The sequence below is a fragment of the Inhella sp. genome (assembly GCF_041912635.1).
Classification (GTDB): Bacteria; Pseudomonadota; Gammaproteobacteria; order Burkholderiales; family Burkholderiaceae_C; genus Inhella.
Map to the genome: position 1 here is coordinate 1 of NZ_JAYRMO010000055.1, position 16601 is coordinate 16601.

Consider the following 16601-nt stretch of genomic DNA (forward strand, 5'->3'; position numbering starts at 1 on the left):
TGTTGCCGCCGACCGAAAACTGAGCCACTTTTTGGCCTGATGCCGACTCAAAACTGAGCCAGGTGTTCAACCTGCTCTGCTGCGTTTTTGTGCAGCAGAGGACGAGGAGTGATCACCATGGACATGATTGGCAGGATCCGGCGATTGCATTGCCGGGGCAACAAGAGCGAGCGCGAGATTGCGCGCATCACGGGGCTGTCGCGCAACACCGTCTCGAAGTGGCTGCACGGCCAAGTCGATGGTCCGCCGAAGTACCGGCGCAGCGACAAGCCAAGCAAGCTCACGCCGTTCCACGACGCGCTCAAGCTGGCCTTGAAGGCCGACGCCCGGCGGCCGCGGCACGAGCGCCGCACGGCCAAGGCGCTGTATGCCGAGATCAAGGCGGCCGGCTACGACGGCGGCTACACCCGCGTCACCGACTTCGTGAGGGCCTGGCGCCACAGCGAGGGCCAATCTCTGTCGGCCAAGGCTTTCGTGCCGTTGGCCTTCGAACTGGGCGAGGCCTTCCAGTTCGACTGGAGCGAGGAAGGCTTGGTAGTGGGCGGCATCTACTACCGGCTGCAGGTCTCGCACATGAAGCTGTGTGCCAGTCGGGCCTTCTGGCTCGTGGCGTATCCGAGCCAAGGGCACGAGATGCTGTTCGATGCGCACACGCGCAGCTTCGCGGCCCTCGGGGGTGTCGCCCGGCGCGGCATCTACGACAACATGAAGACGGCGGTCGACAAGGTCAAGAAGGGCAAGGGTCGCATCGTCAACGAGCGCTTCGCGGCGATGTGCTCGCACTACCTGTTCGACCCGGACTTCTGCAACGTCGCCAGCGGTTGGGAGAAGGGCGTCGTCGAGAAGAACGTGCAGGACAGCCGCCGTCGCATCTGGATCGAGGCGGCCAAGCGCAAGTTCAGCAGCATCGCCGAGCTCAACGCCTGGCTGGCCGATCGGTGCCGGGCCTTGTGGCAGGAGATTCGCCACCCCGAGCACGCACAGTTCAGCGTGGCCGAGATGCTGGAGCATGAGCGCACGCAGCTGATGCCCATGCCTGCGCCGTTCGATGGCTACGTCGAGAAGCCCGCGCGGGTCTCCAGCACCTGCCTGGTATCGGTGGCCAGGAACCGTTACTCGGTGCCGTGTGAGCTGTTCGGCCAGATGGTCAGCACGCGGCTGTACCCGGGCGCCATCGTCATCGTGGCGGGTGACAAGATCGTGGCGCGCCACGAGCGGCTGAGCAATGCCGGCGATACGCGCTACGACTGGCAGCACTACATCCCGCTGCTGCAGAGGAAGCCCGGCGCGCTGAGGAACGGCGCGCCCTTCGCCGACATGCCCGAGCCGCTGCAGCGCTTGCGCAAGGGGCTGCTGCGCCAGAGCGGCGGCGACCGCGTGATGGCGCAAGTGCTGGCCATCGTGCCTGGCAGCGGACTGGACGCGGTGCTGGTGGCGGTGGAGTTGGCGCTGGAGGGCGGGCCGCCGGGCAGGGTCAGCGTGGAACACGTGGTCAACGTGCTGAGCCGGCTCAACGCGCAAAGCGCGCCAGCGACGGCCGCTACGCACCTGAAGGCCCAGACGCCGCCGCTGGCCGACACCGCGCGCTACGACCAACTGCGCGATGAGGTCCGCCCCGACGGCACCACCGACGCCTGCGCCGACGCCCCCACCGAGGAGGCCCGCCATGAAGCCTGACGTGCTGGTCGAACTCAAGGCGCTGCGGCTGCACGGCATGGCCGGCGCGTGGGCCGATCTGGTCGAGCAAGGCGGTGGCAGCGCAGGCGGAGCGGGCATCGAATCCTCGCGCTGGCTCATCGAACACCTGCTGCAGGCCGAGGGCACGGACCGCGCCATGCGCTCGGTCAGCCACCAGATGCACGCGGCCAAGTTCCCGGTGCATCGCGACCTGGCGGGCTTCGACTTCGATGTCTCGCCGGTGGATCGCAAGCTCGTGGGCCAGCTCGCCACCACGGCCTTCACCGACGCGGCGCACAACATCGTGCTGGTGGGCGGGCCGGGCACGGGCAAGACGCATCTGGCCACCGCCATCGGCGTGTCCGGCGTCACCAAGCATGGCAAGCGGGTGCGGTTTTACTCGACGGTCGATCTGGTCAACGCCCTGGAGCAGGAAAAGGCTCAGGGCAAAGCCGGGCGCATCGCGACAAGTCTGCTGCGCATGGACCTGGTCATCCTGGATGAACTCGGCTACCTGCCCTTCAGCCAGGCCGGTGGAGCCTTGCTGTTCCACCTGCTCAGCCGGCTTTACGAGCACACCAGTGTGGTGATCACAACCAACCTGGACTTCGCCGAGTGGTCCAGCGTGTTCGGCGACGCCAAGATGACGACGGCGCTCTTGGACCGGCTCACGCACCATTGCCACATCGTGGAGACGGGCAACGAGTCGATCCGCTTCAGCAAAAGCACGGCTGAGGCCAAGAAGCGCATCAAGGCGCGCGAGCAAGCGCGCAAGGCAGGCGCCAAAACCGAGGCTGAGGTCGAGCCGTTCTGAGCAGCGCGCTGCAAGGGGCAAGCCGCTACGGCCTACGGCCTGCGCGCCTTGCCCCTTGCGATTCCAACGCGACACCAAGGAGGTCAACGAAGCAGCTCAAGCCCTAAACTTATCCACAGCCGACCCCTTCAAAGTCGGCTTCCACCCCTGGCTCAATATTCGGTCGGCGCGGTGGCTCAGATTTGGATCGGCGCCGACAAACACGATGCACAAGGTGGCTGAGGCGGTGCAACGTTCAACGGCGTTGCCTTTCCTGCACATCGTCGATCCGACAGCAGAGGCCATCAAGTCCGCCGGCTTGAAGCGCGTTGCCCTCATCGGGACCCGCTTCACCATGCAGGATTCATTCTTTCGGACTCGCTTGATGGAGTTGCATGGCATCGAAGCCTTGGTTCCTGAGGCGAACGATCAAGCACTTGTCCATCGGATCATCTTTGAAGAGCTGTGCAAGGGCCTCGTGCACGACGCGTCCAGAGAGGCGAGCGCCGGTGTCGTCGCACGCCTGGAAGATGCGGGGGCGGAGGGACTGATCCTGGGCTGTACTGAGCTGACGCTGCTGATAGGACAGGGCGACCTGGCGCTACCCGTGTTTGATACGACGGAGCTCCACCTTCGCCACGCGCTCGCCTTCGCGCTTGATTCAGCGCAGCCAGCCAGGTGATGGATCGCGCCGGCCTGAACGGCTCCAGTAAACACAACCGTCTGGAATTCATTACCTAGCGCGTCTCCAAACTACTTTCGGATGCTGACTGAAAGATCGCTTCGACATTGGAGGCGACAGCGACTACCTCTTCGGAAGGTTCGGATGGCAACCCTGATCGTCCCGTCGAAAACAAGTCTCGACGCCGGAAGGAAGTCATGCGAAGAACCTCTCGCGACAGGTGAGCGGCATCGGAGAAACCCAGGCTACGCGCAAGGCTCTGGTGCGAACTTGGGCCGCGGTGAATAGTGCTGCCAAGCGTTGCCAGAACCGTCTGAAGCCGCATGATGCGGCGAAGGTCAGTGGGCCCGATCCCCCACGCGGCACGAGACCGCCTGTAGTTCTGAGCCTGGGTAGCTAGGCTTGCTTGGCGCGAAGCAAGCCCGCTGAGATGCAGCATGTCGAGGGCGGGATCAGCGGCTTCGCGAACAAGCTGCATCTCATAAGGATGAAGGAAGCCGTGAAGAAAACGGCTCGCCCAATCGAGCAAGTAGACGTCGCCACGGCGCCGGAGTGCCTCAAGCGATGCGTGGTCGAGCTCGTACTCAAGCCCAGGCGCGGAAGTTTCAAGAAACGCCAAACCGGACGGTCTGATCGAAAGGAGCCGGGCGGCGAGCTGCGGGTGAACATAAGCGCTAATGATCCACGCAGATCCAGCGATTGAGCTTTGCGTTGCCCGCGTACTGGGCCCACGCATCTGGATAGTCGTTGTGACGCTCGGAGTTGAAGCGCCCCAATGCACCAACTGAAGACGCACCCACGGTGTGGGCAGCCAGACGATATGGCGAAGGCGATCAGGGAGCGCCTTGATTCTTGTAAGCCCCACCCCCTTGATCCATGGACTAGGGTCGTTCGCTAAGGGATACAGCCTTTCGAATGTGAGCAATTGATCGGGTGTATGGCGAGCTGGAAGTCATCAGAGGCATCCATCCCGCTGAGCGCAAGATGGTTTCAACCGGATCGCAGTCTGTAGCTAGCAGAGACAGCATTTGGTTGACGAACGCACTGTCGGATTCCTAGCCATCGAAGTCGTCAGGGTGAGGTCATCACCCGGTCAGCACTGGGTGAACCCCACAGGAGTGTTGCAAGCGGTCGCTTCGCGGCGAACGGGGTGTGAGAAGGCTCTCTCCGTCCCGCAGTACATGTGCTCGGCGGAAGGCCCTGGGAGTTGCAGCTGACCTTTCGATGACCTGGTGCTGACGACTTTCTGCTGCGGCATGCGCAATTCAGCGGATTTGATCAGCCAGTCCGGCACCGTGTGAACTGAGTTCGGCGTTCAAGATCACCGGACCGCCGCAGTGCAGGGATCACTTATGGTATGCGTCCGGCCAAGTCATCTTGAACACAGCAGCCGAGGCAGCAAGGATCGTGTCCACGTAACTTAGGTGGACACGATGACAAGCGAGAAGGCGACAACCCGGCGGCAATACAGCGCGGCGACGAAGGCGCAGGTGATGGCGCAATGCGACGAGCCCGGAGCGTCCGTGGCCAAGGTGGCGATGGCGCACGGCATCAATGCCAATGTCGTGCACCGCTGGCGCCAACTGGCCCGCGAGGGCCAAGCGGCTGCCGCCAAGGCAAGCGAGTTCATTGCGCTGCCGCTGGCGACTGTGCCTGCGGCCGCACCCGCACGACTGCCAGCGGACATCCGTGTTGAACTGCGCCGCGGCCCGCTCACGATGAGCATCGCCTGGCCGGTCAGCGCCGTTGCGGACTTCGTGGCCTGGAGCCGCGAGTGGCTGCGGTGATCCGCCGTCATGATCAGGATTGAGGCGGTGTGGCTGGCTTGTGAACCGCTGGACATGCGCGCCGGCACCGAGTCGGCACTGGCCCGCGTGGTCAAGGTCTTCGGCGAAGCGCGCCCGCATCACGCCTACCTGTTCGCCAACCGGCGCGCCAATCGCATGAAGGCGCTGGTGCATGACGGCATCGGCGTGTGGCTGGCGGCCCGGCGCTTGAACGCGGGGCGCTTCGTCTGGCCTGGGGATGGCCACACGCTGTCGCTGACGCGGCCGCAGTTGGATGCGTTGGTGCTGGGCCTGCCCTGGCAGCGCCTGGGCGATGCGGGGGTCATCCGCGTGCTCTGAACTGCGGCTGTCAGTGCGCGCGCCATGAGTGTGCAATGAGCGTGCAATTGCCGGATGTGCCGATGCGCCACGCTGCACGGCGGGGCACGATCGGCACCCATGATCAGCGCCCAGCAGTTGGACAGCCTGGAGCCGCAAACGCGGCAGGCGGTGCTGTCGCTGGTGAGCGGGCTGCAGGCCGAGCTGGCCGCACGCGACGCGCAGATTCACAAACGGGATCACGAGATCGCCTTCAAGCAGGCGCTCATCGACAAGCTCACCCACGAGATGGCGGTGCTCAAACGGCTGAAGTTTGCCGCCACCTCCGAGCGCTTCAACGCCGAGCAGCGCAGCCTGCTGCAGGAAGCCATCGACGAGGACCTCGAAGCGCTGGCGCGCGAGATCGAGCAGGTGGTGCCTGCCGCGCAGGGGAAGGAGACCGACCGGAAGAAGGCCCCCAAGCGCCAGGCCCTGCCGGCCGATTTGCCCCGGCGCGACGTTCACCATGAACCCCAGAGCACGGCCTGCAGCTGCGGCTGCCAGATGAAGCGCATCGGCCAGGACGTGGCCGAGAAGCTCGACTACGAGCCCGGCCGCTTCAGCGTGGAGCGCCATGTGCGCGGCAAGTGGGCCTGCACCAAATGCCAGACGCTCGTGCAAGCTCCCGTGCCGGCCTGCGTCATCGACAAGGGGCTGGCCACGCCGGCGCTGCTGGCCCAGGTCACGGTGGCCAAGTATGTCGACCACCAGCCCTTGTACCGCCAGGAGGCGAGCTTCGGGCGCGCCGGCTTCAGCATCCCGAGATCAACCCAAGCCGAGTGGATCGGCGCCATCGGTCACCAGCTCGCCCCGCTGGTGCAGGCGATGCGCGAGGACCTGCTCGGGTGCCACGTACTGCATGCCGACGAGACCCCGGTGGCCATGCTCAAGCCTGCGGGCCAGCGCGACGGCAAGAGCCACCGCGCCTATCTGTGGAGCTACTGCACCGGCGTCTGGGATGGCATCAACGCCGTGGTCTTCGACTTCGCCGAGAGCCGCGCCGGCCACAACGCCCGGCGCTTCCTGGGTATCGACGAAGAAGGTCGGGGCGGTTGGCGCGGCACGCTGATCTGCGACGACTATGCCGGCTACAAGCAGGCCATGAGCGCCGGCGTGATCGAGGCCGGCTGCCTGGCGCATGCCAGGCGCAAGTTCCACGAGCTGTGGGCCAACCACAGCAGCACGCTGGCCGGGGAGGCGCTCAAGCTCTTCGGCGCGCTCTACGACGTCGAGCGTGAGGTCAAGGAATTGCCCGGCGACGATCGGCGGCGCATCCGCCAGTGCAAGGCCAGGCCCGCAGCCGATTTGCTGCACGCCTGGCTGATCGCGAACCGGCAGAGGGTGCCTGACGGCACTGCGACTGCCAAGGCCATCGACTACAGCCTCAAACGCTGGGCGGCGCTGACGCGCTACATCGATGACGCCGAAGTGGCGGCGGACAACAACCGCATCGAGAACCTGATCCGGCCCATCGCGCTGGGACGGAAGAACTGGCTGTTCGCCGGCAGCTTGCGCGCTGGCCAACGGGCCGCAGCCATCATGAGCCTGCTGCACACGGCGCGGCTCAACGGCCATGAGCCCTACGCGTACCTCAAGGACATCCTGGAGCGCTTGCCCACGCAACCGGCCTCGGCCTTGGCCGAATTGCTGCCGTACCGCTGGAATCCTGCGCCCTGAACTTCGGCGCCAGCGGCGTCAAGATGACTTGGCCGGACGGATACCACTTATGTGCCGATAGTGGATATCTCAGTGCGGTGATCGGGCTCCGCCTGATTGGGGGCCGGCCCACGATCCTCAGGCTGCGAGCCTCGTCTGTAGCCTCACGCGTGCGAGACCATTCGGTCCATGAAGACCTTCCTGCTGTTCGTCGCCACGGCCTTGGCAGAAATCCTGGGCTGCTATCTGCCCTATCTTTGGCTGAAGCAAGGCCGCTCCGCTTGGCTGCTGCTGCCCGCCGCGCTCAGCTTGGCGTTGTTCGCCTGGCTGCTGACCTTGCATGTCACCGCTGCGGGCCGGGTGTATGCCGCCTACGGTGGGGTCTACATCGGCGTAGCGATCACCTGGCTTTGGGTGGTCGACCGGGTGCGGCCGACGCCTTGGGACGTGGCCGGCGTGCTGGTCGCCTTGCTCGGCATGGGTCTCATCATGTTCCAGCCGCGCGCCTGACGATAGGCCTTCAACCGCGGCAGCTTGGGCTTGCGCCAGGGGACGGCCTGGCCATGGCCTCAAGGATCGAACATGCTGCAGCCGGCCCACCGGCGCACATCTCCAAGCAGGACTTGAAAATGCTCTCCAGGCTGCGTTCCAGGGCACGCTTCGCGCTCAGCTTGGCGCACACCCCCCGCCACTGGGCCGTTGCGGTGGCCAGCGCTTCGGGCGGGCTGCGGTGCAAACACCACAGCCGAAAACAATCCTGGGCTCCATGGACGAAGGCCCGGTGGCAGCCGGCCCTATCCTGCTAGCTAGTTTCCAAGGCGAGAGTCCACAGCGTCAGGACCGGTGGGGTGGCTTCTTGGATCTGCTTTTCGCTTTCGTCCGGCGCGGGCCGGCGCGGCGGGCGCCGAGACGCTCGCGCAGGCTGCCGGCGTAGGATTTCGGCAGCTTGGGCTTTGCGGGTGGGTGGCGCTTGCGCCACCACCGCATAGCCCGATAGACCACGACCACCATGCAGACGATGAGCACCCATGCCAGAAGCATCGCGATGGCGATCGGGGCATCGGGTACCTTGAAGTGCACGGGTCAGTGTCCGATCCGGTCATCGAGGATGTTGAACCGGGCATTCAAGGTTCCGCTCTGCTGGGCAGGCGCCAACGGGTAAAGCCTCGGGCGGGCGCGGGCCCACTTGACGAGCGCGCTGGCCAGCATGGCGCGCCCATTCAAAGCCTAGGACCGCCTATGCCTGCGGGCATTTAGCGCAGCGTGAAACGCACGTTGCTGGGCTTCTTTCCCGGCAAGGTGATGGTGGCCACCACGCGGGTGCCGGGTTCCAGCTTGAAGCTGCCCTTGGCCTCCAGGCGGTCCTCCCCGGCCAGCGCCAAGGGCGCTTCGCTTTGCTCCTTGCCGGTCAGCAGGGTCAGCTTGCCGCTGGCGCCGCTCAGCTTGAGGACCTTGCCGTGGTCACGCACATGCAGGGTGATCAGGCCCGGCTTGGCCACCAGCTCGAAGTCCATGTCATTGGCTTCCACCACCACGCCGCCGTGCAGCGGCTTGTGTTCGTGGGCATGGTCGTGGTTGCCGCTGGCGCGGCTGGCGCCGCTGAGCAGGATCAGGGCGGCGGCAATCAGGGTCTGGAAATTCATGGGATCGTCCTTTCGTGGGGTGGCGAAATCAGAAGGCACCGGCGCTGCGGTCATCGACCAGGCGCTCGGCATCGCGGCGGCCGAACAGCCAGAACATGGCCGGGGTCAGGAAGGTGTCGAGCAGGGTTGAGCTGATCAGGCCGGCAAAGATCACCACGGCCACCGGGTGCAGGATCTCGGTCCCCGGGCGCTCGGCCTCGAACAGCAGCGGTGCCAGCGCGAAGGCGGTCACCAGCGCCGTCATCAGCACCGGGCTGAGGCGCTCGATCGAGCCGCGCACGATCATCTTGAGGTCGAAGGTCTCGCCCTCGAAGCGCATCAGATTGATGTAGTGGCTGACCTTGAGGATGCCGTTGCGCACCGAGATGCCGGCCAAGGTGATAAAGCCCACCAGCGCCGCCACCGAAAGCGGCTGCCCGGCCAGGGCCAGGCCCAGCACCGCACCCACCAGGGCGAGCGGGATGTTCGCCATGATCAGCAGCGCCAGGCGCGTGCTCTTGTAGCGGCTGAACAGCACCACGAACATCAGAACCGCCGACACGATGGACAGCAGGCCGACCAGGCGCGAGGCCTGTTCCTGCGCCTGAAACTGCCCCCCCAGGGTGATGAAGTAGCCCTCGGGCAGCTTGAGGTCGGCCACCACGGCGCGGATGTCAGTCACGATGTCCGACAACGCTCGGCCCTGGGCGTTGGCAGAAAGCACGATGCGCCGCTTGCCATCATCGCGACTGATCTGGTTGGGTCCGTCGCTGTCCTCGATGCTGGCGATCTTGGACAGGGGGATGCGGCCGGTCGGCGTCTCGATCAGGATTTGCGCCAACCCCTCGGCCGAGCGCGCGCTCTCTGGCAAGCGCATTACCAGCGCAAAGCGCCGGCCCTCCTCGACGATCTGAGTCAGCTTCTCGCCCTCCACCAAGGACTGCAGCGCGGCCAGCACCTGCGGCGTCGGCACGCCGTAGCGCGCGGCTGCAGCGTGGTCGATGCGCACCTTGATCTGCGGCGCCAGCACCTGCTTCTCGATCTCCAGATCGGCCAGGCCCGGCACCGCGGCCAAGCGCCCGCGCAGCACGTCGGCTTGGCCGCGCAGGGTGTCCAGATCCTCGCCAAAGATCTTGATGGCGATCTGCGAACGCACACCGGAGAGCATGTGGTCGATGCGGTGCGAGATCGGCTGGCCGATGGCGATGGCGGCCGGCAGGTTGATCAGACGGGCACGAATGTCCGCGTTGATCTCGTCCATGCTGCGCTGGATCTCGGCCTGCGGTTTGAGCCCCACATCAAGTTCGCTCACGTGCACACCTTCTGCGTGCTCGTCGAGTTCGGCGCGGCCGCTGCGGCGGCCCACATGGGTCACCTCGGGCACCTGCTTGATCAGCACTTCGGCCTGGCGCGCCAGCTTGGAGCTCTCGGCCAAGGTGACACCCGGGTTCAGGCGCAGGCCCACCAGCAGCGTGCCCTCGTTGAAGGGCGGCAGGAAGGTGGTGGCGAAGAAGGGCACGGCGGCAGCAGCCAGCAGCACCGTCACGGCGCCAGCCGCCAGCGCGGCGCGGGGACGTGCCAGGGTGGCCTGCAGGCCGCGCTCGTAGCGCCGCTTCAGCCAGGCCAGGAACTTGGTGTCGCCATGGTCCAGGGACTTCATGCGCGGCAGCAGGTAGAGGCTCAGCACCGGCGTCACCGTCACCGACACCACCAGACTGGCCAGGGTAGAGACGATGAAGGCGATGCCCAGCGGCACGAACAGCCGCCCCTCCATGCCCGGCAGCGCGAACAGGGGCACGAACACCAGCACGATGATGATGGTGGCGTACAGGATGGCCGAGCGCACTTCCATCGTGGCGCGGCCCACCAGCTCGCGCGGGTTCATGCGGTGATCATGGTGGCGGGCGCGATCCTCCTTGAGCCGGCGCATCACGTTCTCGATGCCGACCACCGCATCGTCCACCAGGCCGCCGATGGCGATGGCCAGGCCGCCCAGGGTCATGGTGTTGATCGACAGGCCGAAGTACTTGAACACCAGGGCGGTGATGAAGATCGACACCGGAATGGCCACCAGCGCAATCACCGTGGTGCGCAGATTGCCGAGGAAGACCAGCAGGATCAACGCCACAAAAATCGAAGCACCGATCAACTTGCCTTGCAGCGTGGTGATCGAGGCCTCGATGAAGCTGGCCTGCCGGAAGGTCACCCGGGGTTCGCTCATACCGCTGGGCAGGGAGCGCTTGAGATCGTCCAGCGCGGCTTCGATGCTGCGGGTCAGCGCGATGGTGTCGGCGGTCGGCTGCTTCTGGATGCCCAGGATCACGGCGGGCTGGCCTTCGAAGCCGGCGTCGCCGCGTTTGGGGGCCGCCGCAAAGCTCACCTCGGCCACCTGGCGCAGCAGGATGGGCTGACCCTCGCGGGCCGTGAGTGCCAGGTTCCTGAGGTCCTCCAGATTGGAGCTGCGCCCCAGATTGCGGATCAGCACCTCGCGGCCATTGAGCTCCAGAAAGCCACCCGAGCTGTTGGAGGAGTAACCCTTCAGGGCCTGTTCCAGCAGTTCGTGGCTGATGCCCAGCTCGGCCATGCGGGCCGTGTTGGGCTGCACCTGGAACTGCCGCACCTCGCCGCCGATCGGAATCACCTGGGCCACGCCGGCGATGGCCATCAGGCGCGGACGCAGCACCCAATCGGCGTACTCGCGCACCGCCATGGCGGTGGTCTTGCCGGGGTCGACCGGAATCGCGATCTGCATGATCTCGCCCATGATGGAGCTGATCGGCCCCATCCGCGGCACCACGCCAACGGGGAGGGCCTCCTCCATGGCGCTGAGGCGCTCGGACACCATCTGGCGCGCCCTGAAGATGTCAGTGTTCCAGTCAAAGGTGACGTACAGAAAGGACAGGCCCGCGCTGGAGCTGGAGCGCACCGACTCCACGCCGGGCAGGCCGTTCATCGTCGTTTCGAGCGGGAAGGTGATGAGTTGCTCGACCTCCTCGGCGGCCATGCCGCCGGCCTCGGTCATCAAGGTGACGGTGGGCTTGTTGAGGTCGGGGAACACGTCGACCGGGGTGTGCGACAGGGTGAAGGCGCCATAGGCGACCAACACCACCGAGGCGATGAGGATGAGCAGCCGGTTGGCCAGGCTGCTGTCGAGAAGCCACTTGAACATCGATGACTCCTCAGCGGACCTGGTTGACCAGGGTCGCGCCCTCGGTCACCACGCGATCGCCCGCCTTCAGCCCGCGCGTGATGGCGAGCGTCGCGCCGTCCAGCGGCACGGCCGTCACCACCCGGGGCTCGAAGCGCTCGGCCGCGGACTTGACCCAGAGAATGGTCTGGTTGGCCGGGTTCTTAACCAAGGATGCCGCTGGCACGGCCATGCCGCTGAGCTGGCTGCGCGTTTGCACCACCACCTTGACCGGCTGGCCTATCGCCAAGTGCGCCAACGCCTTGGGGTCCTCCAGCTGGAAGGACAGCGGCAGCGCCTGTTCGCGCAGGCTGCGGCCCGCGCCGACAAAGCGCAGCTTCAGCTTGTCCGACCCGACCGGTAGATAGGCGGTTGCCACATCACCCGCCAGTGCGGCCTCAAAGCTCAAGGCCTCGACACGCAGGCGAGTCGGGTCCACCACCTCAAAGACCAGCTCACGCGCATCCAGCACCTGACCGGCGACGGCCCGGGCCGAGGCGATTACGCCGCTTATTGGTGCCACCAGGGCCTCTCGGCCGCCCAGGCCGCCGGCAATCGCCGCGCTGCGCGCCGCCAGGCTGGCCAATTCGCTCTCGGCCGCCTCGATCTCCTTGCGCGGCACGCTGTCGGCCAGCTCCTTCAAGCGAGCCAGGCGCTTGGCCGCCAAGCCCTGGGCGGCTCGCAGCTCAGCCAGCTGGGCGGTTTGGTTGGCACGCTCCAGGGTGTCGCTGGCGGGCAGCACATAGGCCAGGACTTCGCCCTTGCGCACAGCCTGACCCAAGCTCGGCAGGCCGCGCGGCCCGGCCTCCAAACGACCGGCTTGCAGGGCCTGCACCTTGCCGCCGGCGTTCGGATCCATCGCGATATGGCCGTTGAGTTCCAGCGCGCGCGGCAACTGCGCCGCCTCCACGGCCATGGTGCGCAGGCCGATCTGGCGCTGTGCCGGTTTGGGCAGGAACACGCTGCCATCGGGCAGGCGCTGCGGGCCATTGGCATTGACGGCGGCGGGCGCGTCACCATGGTCATGACCTTCGCCGGCCCAGGTGGCCGGGGCGAAGGCGCATGCCAGGGCCAAGGCCAGGATCGAGGCAGGGAGAGAACGCCGGCTCATGCGGCGCTCCCAAAGCGGGGCGATGCGCGGCGCAGGCGGCGCGTGCCAATGAACAAGACCGCCACGCCGGTCAGAGCCAGCGCGGTCCATCCGGCCACGCTCTTCCAGGCCAGGCCATGCGAAGCCTCGGTGTGGACATCGGCATGCAGGTCCAGCTCGCCGGCCAGCAGGTCGGCGTCGGCTTCGGTGCGCACCGTGGCGGTCACCGCCAGCTCCCCAGGCTTGAGCTCCTGAGCCAGATTCACTTCAAACTCGCCCTCGCCATGGGGCTCGGCCTTGAGCTTGACGCCGCCAATCTCCAGATCGAGCTCGGCCTTCTGGACCGGGGCATTGGTGGCGGCGTGGTCCAGATAGAGGCTGATCTGCTTGCCCTTCACCACGCCGACGAGCTCGAACAGGTCGGAGCTGGCGGTAAACCGAGGCCAGGCGGGTGCGGCGGCGGTGGCCGGCGCTTCATCATGGTCGTGGCCTTCGCCTGCCCAAGCGGGCTGAAGCGACGCAAGGCCGAGCAGCAAGGCGGCCAGCGCGGGCCAGATGTCATAACGGGGCATGGGGGAATTCCTGAATTCGTTGACGATTGGGTCGGTGGCTCGGCTGAATAAGCCTTGTGGGCCATGTGGGCCAGGGGCGCTGCGCGAACTCATTGCGGCAGCAGGCCCAAGGCCTGACGCAGGTTCGAGACGGCCTGATGCAGCGCGTTCTGGGCGCGCGCCTGCTGGCGCTCGGCTTCGAAGGCCTCCTGCTCAATGCGCAGCCGCGTCGGCAGGTCGGTCTCACCGAGCTGGAAGCTCTTCTCGAAGTGCGCTCGCGTTTCGCGGCTCGCCTGGGCGCGGCGCTCGGCCGCGCCCAGCGCGCTTTGGGCACTGGCCAGCCGGGCGCGCGCTCCCATCAGGGCCGCACGCAACTGCTGCCTCTCCTGAGCCAGCAATTGCTCGGCCTCGATCTGCTCGGCCCGCGCCGTGGCCTGCTTGGCCCGATGCGCACTCGGCGCGCCCAGTGGAAGGCGCACGCCGACAGTGACGGTCTGGCCGTAGGCCTCACCGAATGCGCCGCGGTCACGTGTGGTGCCGAGTACCAGCTCCGGGTTGGCGCGCTTCTGCACCTCGGCCAGCTCAAGCGCGCGTTGTGCGACCTGCGCACGCGCCGCCAACTCGGCCAGCGCCGGGTGGCCCGGCTCGGGCTCTTGGCTGGCTTCGGGCGGCTGCGCCTCTGCCAGGCCGGCCGTGGCCATCCGGCCCAGGGCTTCCGCGTCCACGCCCCAGCCCTGCAGGATCTGCACGGCTTGAAGAAGACCCTGTTCGGCCTGCGCCAGGTCCATCTCGGCCGCGGCTTCGGTGGATTGGGCTTGCAGCAGGTCCGTCTTGGCCAGGTCGCCGGCTTTGACACGCCGGCCAACGTCCTGCGACAGGCGCTGCGCCGCCTGCAGGCGCAGGCTGGCCAGGTCGCGATCGACCCGGGCCAGCTGTGCGGTCCACCAAGCGTCACGCACCAGCGCCGCGACGCGCCATTGGGCGGCCAGCAGGCGGCTGTCCAGCGCTTGCGCGGCGCTGTCGGCCAGCGCCTGGCTGCGGCCGCGCTCACCCGGCAACCACAGCGGCACGGAAACGCCGAGCTCCTGCTCGCGGGCACCGCCATTGCGGTTCCAGCGATCGGACTTCAGGCTGAGCTCCAGGCTGGGGGCATCGGCCGTCCACTTGCTCGCCAGGGCCTGCTGGGCGGCCGCAGCCTCGCGGCGTGCGGGTGCGGCCAAGGCTTCGGCATGCAGGGCCCAGGCCTTGTCGAACAGCGCCTTCATGGAACTGGGCGGAGGCGCGGTCTGCGCGCCTAGGGGGCCATGCAACAGGCCGAAGCCGGCGCACAGGGCCAGCGCCAACATGCGCTGACGCAACCCGGGAGGGGTCCGGGGTTTGGAATTCATGGAGTTCCTCGATCACATCGGAGGATTGGCCAAAGGCGCAGGCCAAAGGCACAGTCCGCAGGCGCTGCCCGCAGCGGGGCAGCCATCAAGGCGAGGTGGGGTTGGGGCTCAGCGCCGCAAGAACTCCGGCGCCCGAGCGCTCAAGGCCATGGCCTCGCCGCGGATCAGGCGAGGCGCTGCAGAGGGGGGCGGATCAGGCGCTCGGGCACGCCTTCGGTGACGGTTCGCCGGTACGGCGTTTGCGTGCCGTGATCCTTAACCGTCCTGGCCATACCAGCCGACTCGGCGACCATGGCGGTGGTGCCAGCATGACAGGCGCCGCAATCCGGGTCCGTGCCCAATGAATCGGTCGAATCGGACTCACTTGCGCCCAGCCGTCCATCGGACTGTCCGGCCTCCGCCGCGGCGTGGCCCTCATGCTCATGGACATGGTGGCCCAGATGCGAAGCACCGGCGCCCACTTCATGCCTGCAATAGGCGGCCGCCGCCGCCCAGGTCCACTGAAGGGACAGCAGCACAACGAGAACGACCAGTAGGACACGGCGCATGGCGGCGCAGTGTAGCCAGACCACTCCCGGGGCAAGCCTGTGGTTCATTGGCGCTGGGCAGGCATTCCGCGAGCGGCAGAGACCGGGGCGCCGCCGCGCACACGCGCCACATTGCTGTTCATCTGGTGGCGGATGTGTCGCTGGTAGATCCACCGCTTGATTCCGGTCAGATTGCTCCCATGCACGGCGTAGAAGGCGTCGGGGCTGTCGAACAGGCCGAAGTCTTGGTTGATGCCGTCGCGCTGGATGTAGGTGTCACTACCGCACCACTCCACCGGTGGGCGCTGCAGGTCCGGTGTGGCCACGCCGTAGCCACAGAAGGCGCCGCGGTGCTCGGCGAAGCGCTGCTGCAAGGCGGCTAGGTAGCTGCCGTCCAGGATGAAGCCCTCCAGCTGCAGCCAGCGACCCTCGGTCCAGACCTCGACCCAGCTATGGATGATGCGGCGCGGCGCCAGCCAGTAAGCCCAACCGGTGACAGCACCCCGCTGCAGGCGCTTGTCGATGGTGAAGCCCCTGAACCGGCAGGGCACGCCGAGCGCGCGCAGCAGCGCCATCAGAACCGTGCTCTTGGTATTGCACTGGCCATAACCATCACGCAGCACGGCCGAGGCCGGCAGGTCGTCGCTAACGTTGTAGCCAAAGGCCAGGTCGTCCTTCACGAAGCGATAGGCCGCGCCGATGCGCTCCGACTCGGGCAGTTCGCGCCAGCCCTGGGCCAGCGACTGGACCGACGGGCTATCGAAATCCAACAGCGGGGTCCGCGTCAGCCAGAGGGCGCGCTCGGCGGCCGTCGGTGCGACGGCTGGCGTCGGAGCAATGGTGATCATGACGATGCCTTGTCGCGCAGCAGGCGCAGCCCGTTGCCCACCACCAGCAGGCTGGCGCCCATGTCGGCAAAAACCGCCATCCACATCGAGGCGGTGCCGAACACCGCCAGCACCAGGAACACCGACTTGATGCCCAGGGCCAGTGCGATGTTCTGCCACAGCACGGCATGGGTGGCGCGCGAGAGCCGCACGGTCTCGGCGATGCGGCGCAGGTCATCGTTCATGACCACCACGTCGGCCGCTTCCATGGCGGTATCGGTGCCGGCGGCGCCCATGGCGATGCCGAGGTCGGACTGGGCGAGCGCCGGCGCGTCGTTGATGCCGTCGCCGGTCATGGCGGTCGGGCCGTGCTGGGCCTGCAAGGTCTTGATGGCCTCCAGCTTGTCCTGTGGCAACAGGTTGCCGCGGGCCGTGGCGATGCCCGCTTCATGAGCGA

17 protein-coding genes are annotated in these 16601 nt (G+C 66.8%); 8 read left to right on the forward strand and 9 right to left on the reverse strand.

The features are described 5' to 3' along the window. Positions 1–117 precede the first annotated feature (117 nt). The 8 genes from istA to ACE3QP_RS21300 all read left to right on the forward strand — a co-directional run bounded on the left by istA (position 118) and on the right by ACE3QP_RS21300 (position 7462). Positions 118–1677, forward strand: coding sequence for an IS21 family transposase (gene istA / locus ACE3QP_RS21265; protein WP_374438999.1), 1560 nt, complete (start codon positions 118–120; stop codon positions 1675–1677). Then, positions 1667–2491: an IS21-like element helper ATPase IstB gene (gene istB / locus ACE3QP_RS21270; RefSeq protein ID WP_374439001.1), complete on the forward strand. Its 825-nt coding sequence runs from the start codon at positions 1667–1669 to the stop codon at positions 2489–2491. Before istA ends, istB begins: the two co-directional genes overlap by 11 nt. Positions 2492–2546: 55 nt before the next feature. Further along, positions 2547–3152: an aspartate/glutamate racemase family protein gene (locus ACE3QP_RS21275; RefSeq protein WP_374439002.1), complete on the forward strand. Its 606-nt coding sequence runs from the start codon at positions 2547–2549 to the stop codon at positions 3150–3152. A 430-nt stretch (positions 3153–3582) separates the two neighbouring features. After that, the gene (locus ACE3QP_RS21280; RefSeq protein WP_374439004.1) at positions 3583–3855 is read left to right on the forward strand and encodes a hypothetical protein; all 273 of its coding nucleotides are present in this window, start codon (positions 3583–3585) and stop codon (positions 3853–3855) included. Between the two features lie 730 nt (positions 3856–4585). Beyond that, complete coding sequence (locus ACE3QP_RS21285; protein WP_374439006.1) at positions 4586–4939, forward strand: transposase; 354 nt, start codon at positions 4586–4588, stop codon at positions 4937–4939. A 9-nt stretch (positions 4940–4948) separates the two neighbouring features. Beyond that, positions 4949–5278, forward strand: coding sequence for an IS66 family insertion sequence element accessory protein TnpB (gene tnpB / locus ACE3QP_RS21290; protein ID WP_374439007.1), 330 nt, complete (start codon positions 4949–4951; stop codon positions 5276–5278). 99 nt (positions 5279–5377) lie between these two features. Continuing rightward, positions 5378–6973: an IS66 family transposase gene (locus ACE3QP_RS21295; protein WP_374439009.1), complete on the forward strand. Its 1596-nt coding sequence runs from the start codon at positions 5378–5380 to the stop codon at positions 6971–6973. A 168-nt stretch (positions 6974–7141) separates the two neighbouring features. After that, positions 7142–7462: a YnfA family protein gene (locus tag ACE3QP_RS21300; RefSeq protein ID WP_374439011.1), complete on the forward strand. Its 321-nt coding sequence runs from the start codon at positions 7142–7144 to the stop codon at positions 7460–7462. A 324-nt stretch (positions 7463–7786) separates the two neighbouring features. Here ACE3QP_RS21300 and ACE3QP_RS21305 read toward each other — a convergent pair whose 3' ends face one another. The 9 genes from ACE3QP_RS21305 to ACE3QP_RS21345 all read right to left on the reverse strand — a co-directional run. Next, positions 7787–8032: a hypothetical protein gene (locus tag ACE3QP_RS21305; RefSeq protein WP_374439013.1), complete on the reverse strand. Its 246-nt coding sequence runs from the start codon at positions 8030–8032 to the stop codon at positions 7787–7789. A 173-nt stretch (positions 8033–8205) separates the two neighbouring features. After that, a complete protein-coding gene (locus ACE3QP_RS21310; RefSeq protein ID WP_374439015.1) occupies positions 8206–8595 on the reverse strand; it encodes a hypothetical protein in 390 nt (129 codons plus the stop codon). A gap of 28 nt (positions 8596–8623) precedes the next feature. Then, the gene (locus ACE3QP_RS21315) at positions 8624–11743 is read right to left on the reverse strand and encodes an efflux RND transporter permease subunit (protein WP_374439016.1); all 3120 of its coding nucleotides are present in this window, start codon (positions 11741–11743) and stop codon (positions 8624–8626) included. Positions 11744–11753: 10 nt separating this feature from the next. Beyond that, positions 11754–12872, reverse strand: coding sequence for an efflux RND transporter periplasmic adaptor subunit (locus ACE3QP_RS21320; RefSeq protein ID WP_374439017.1), 1119 nt, complete (start codon positions 12870–12872; stop codon positions 11754–11756). After that, the gene (locus ACE3QP_RS21325) at positions 12869–13423 is read right to left on the reverse strand and encodes a hypothetical protein (protein ID WP_374439019.1); all 555 of its coding nucleotides are present in this window, start codon (positions 13421–13423) and stop codon (positions 12869–12871) included. The genes ACE3QP_RS21320 and ACE3QP_RS21325 overlap by 4 nt, the downstream gene beginning before the upstream one ends. Positions 13424–13512: 89 nt before the next feature. Next, complete coding sequence (locus ACE3QP_RS21330) at positions 13513–14790, reverse strand: TolC family protein (protein ID WP_374439020.1); 1278 nt, start codon at positions 14788–14790, stop codon at positions 13513–13515. Between the two features lie 164 nt (positions 14791–14954). Further along, entirely contained in the window at positions 14955–15338 is a 384-nt protein-coding gene (locus tag ACE3QP_RS21335) for a hypothetical protein (protein ID WP_374439022.1), read from the reverse strand. Between the two features lie 44 nt (positions 15339–15382). Next, positions 15383–16165: a transglutaminase family protein gene (locus ACE3QP_RS21340; RefSeq protein WP_374439024.1), complete on the reverse strand. Its 783-nt coding sequence runs from the start codon at positions 16163–16165 to the stop codon at positions 15383–15385. Further along, positions 16162–16601: HAD-IC family P-type ATPase (locus tag ACE3QP_RS21345; protein WP_374439025.1), on the reverse strand; the 440-nt coding region annotated here is incomplete at its 5' end. The genes ACE3QP_RS21340 and ACE3QP_RS21345, both read right to left, overlap by 4 nt.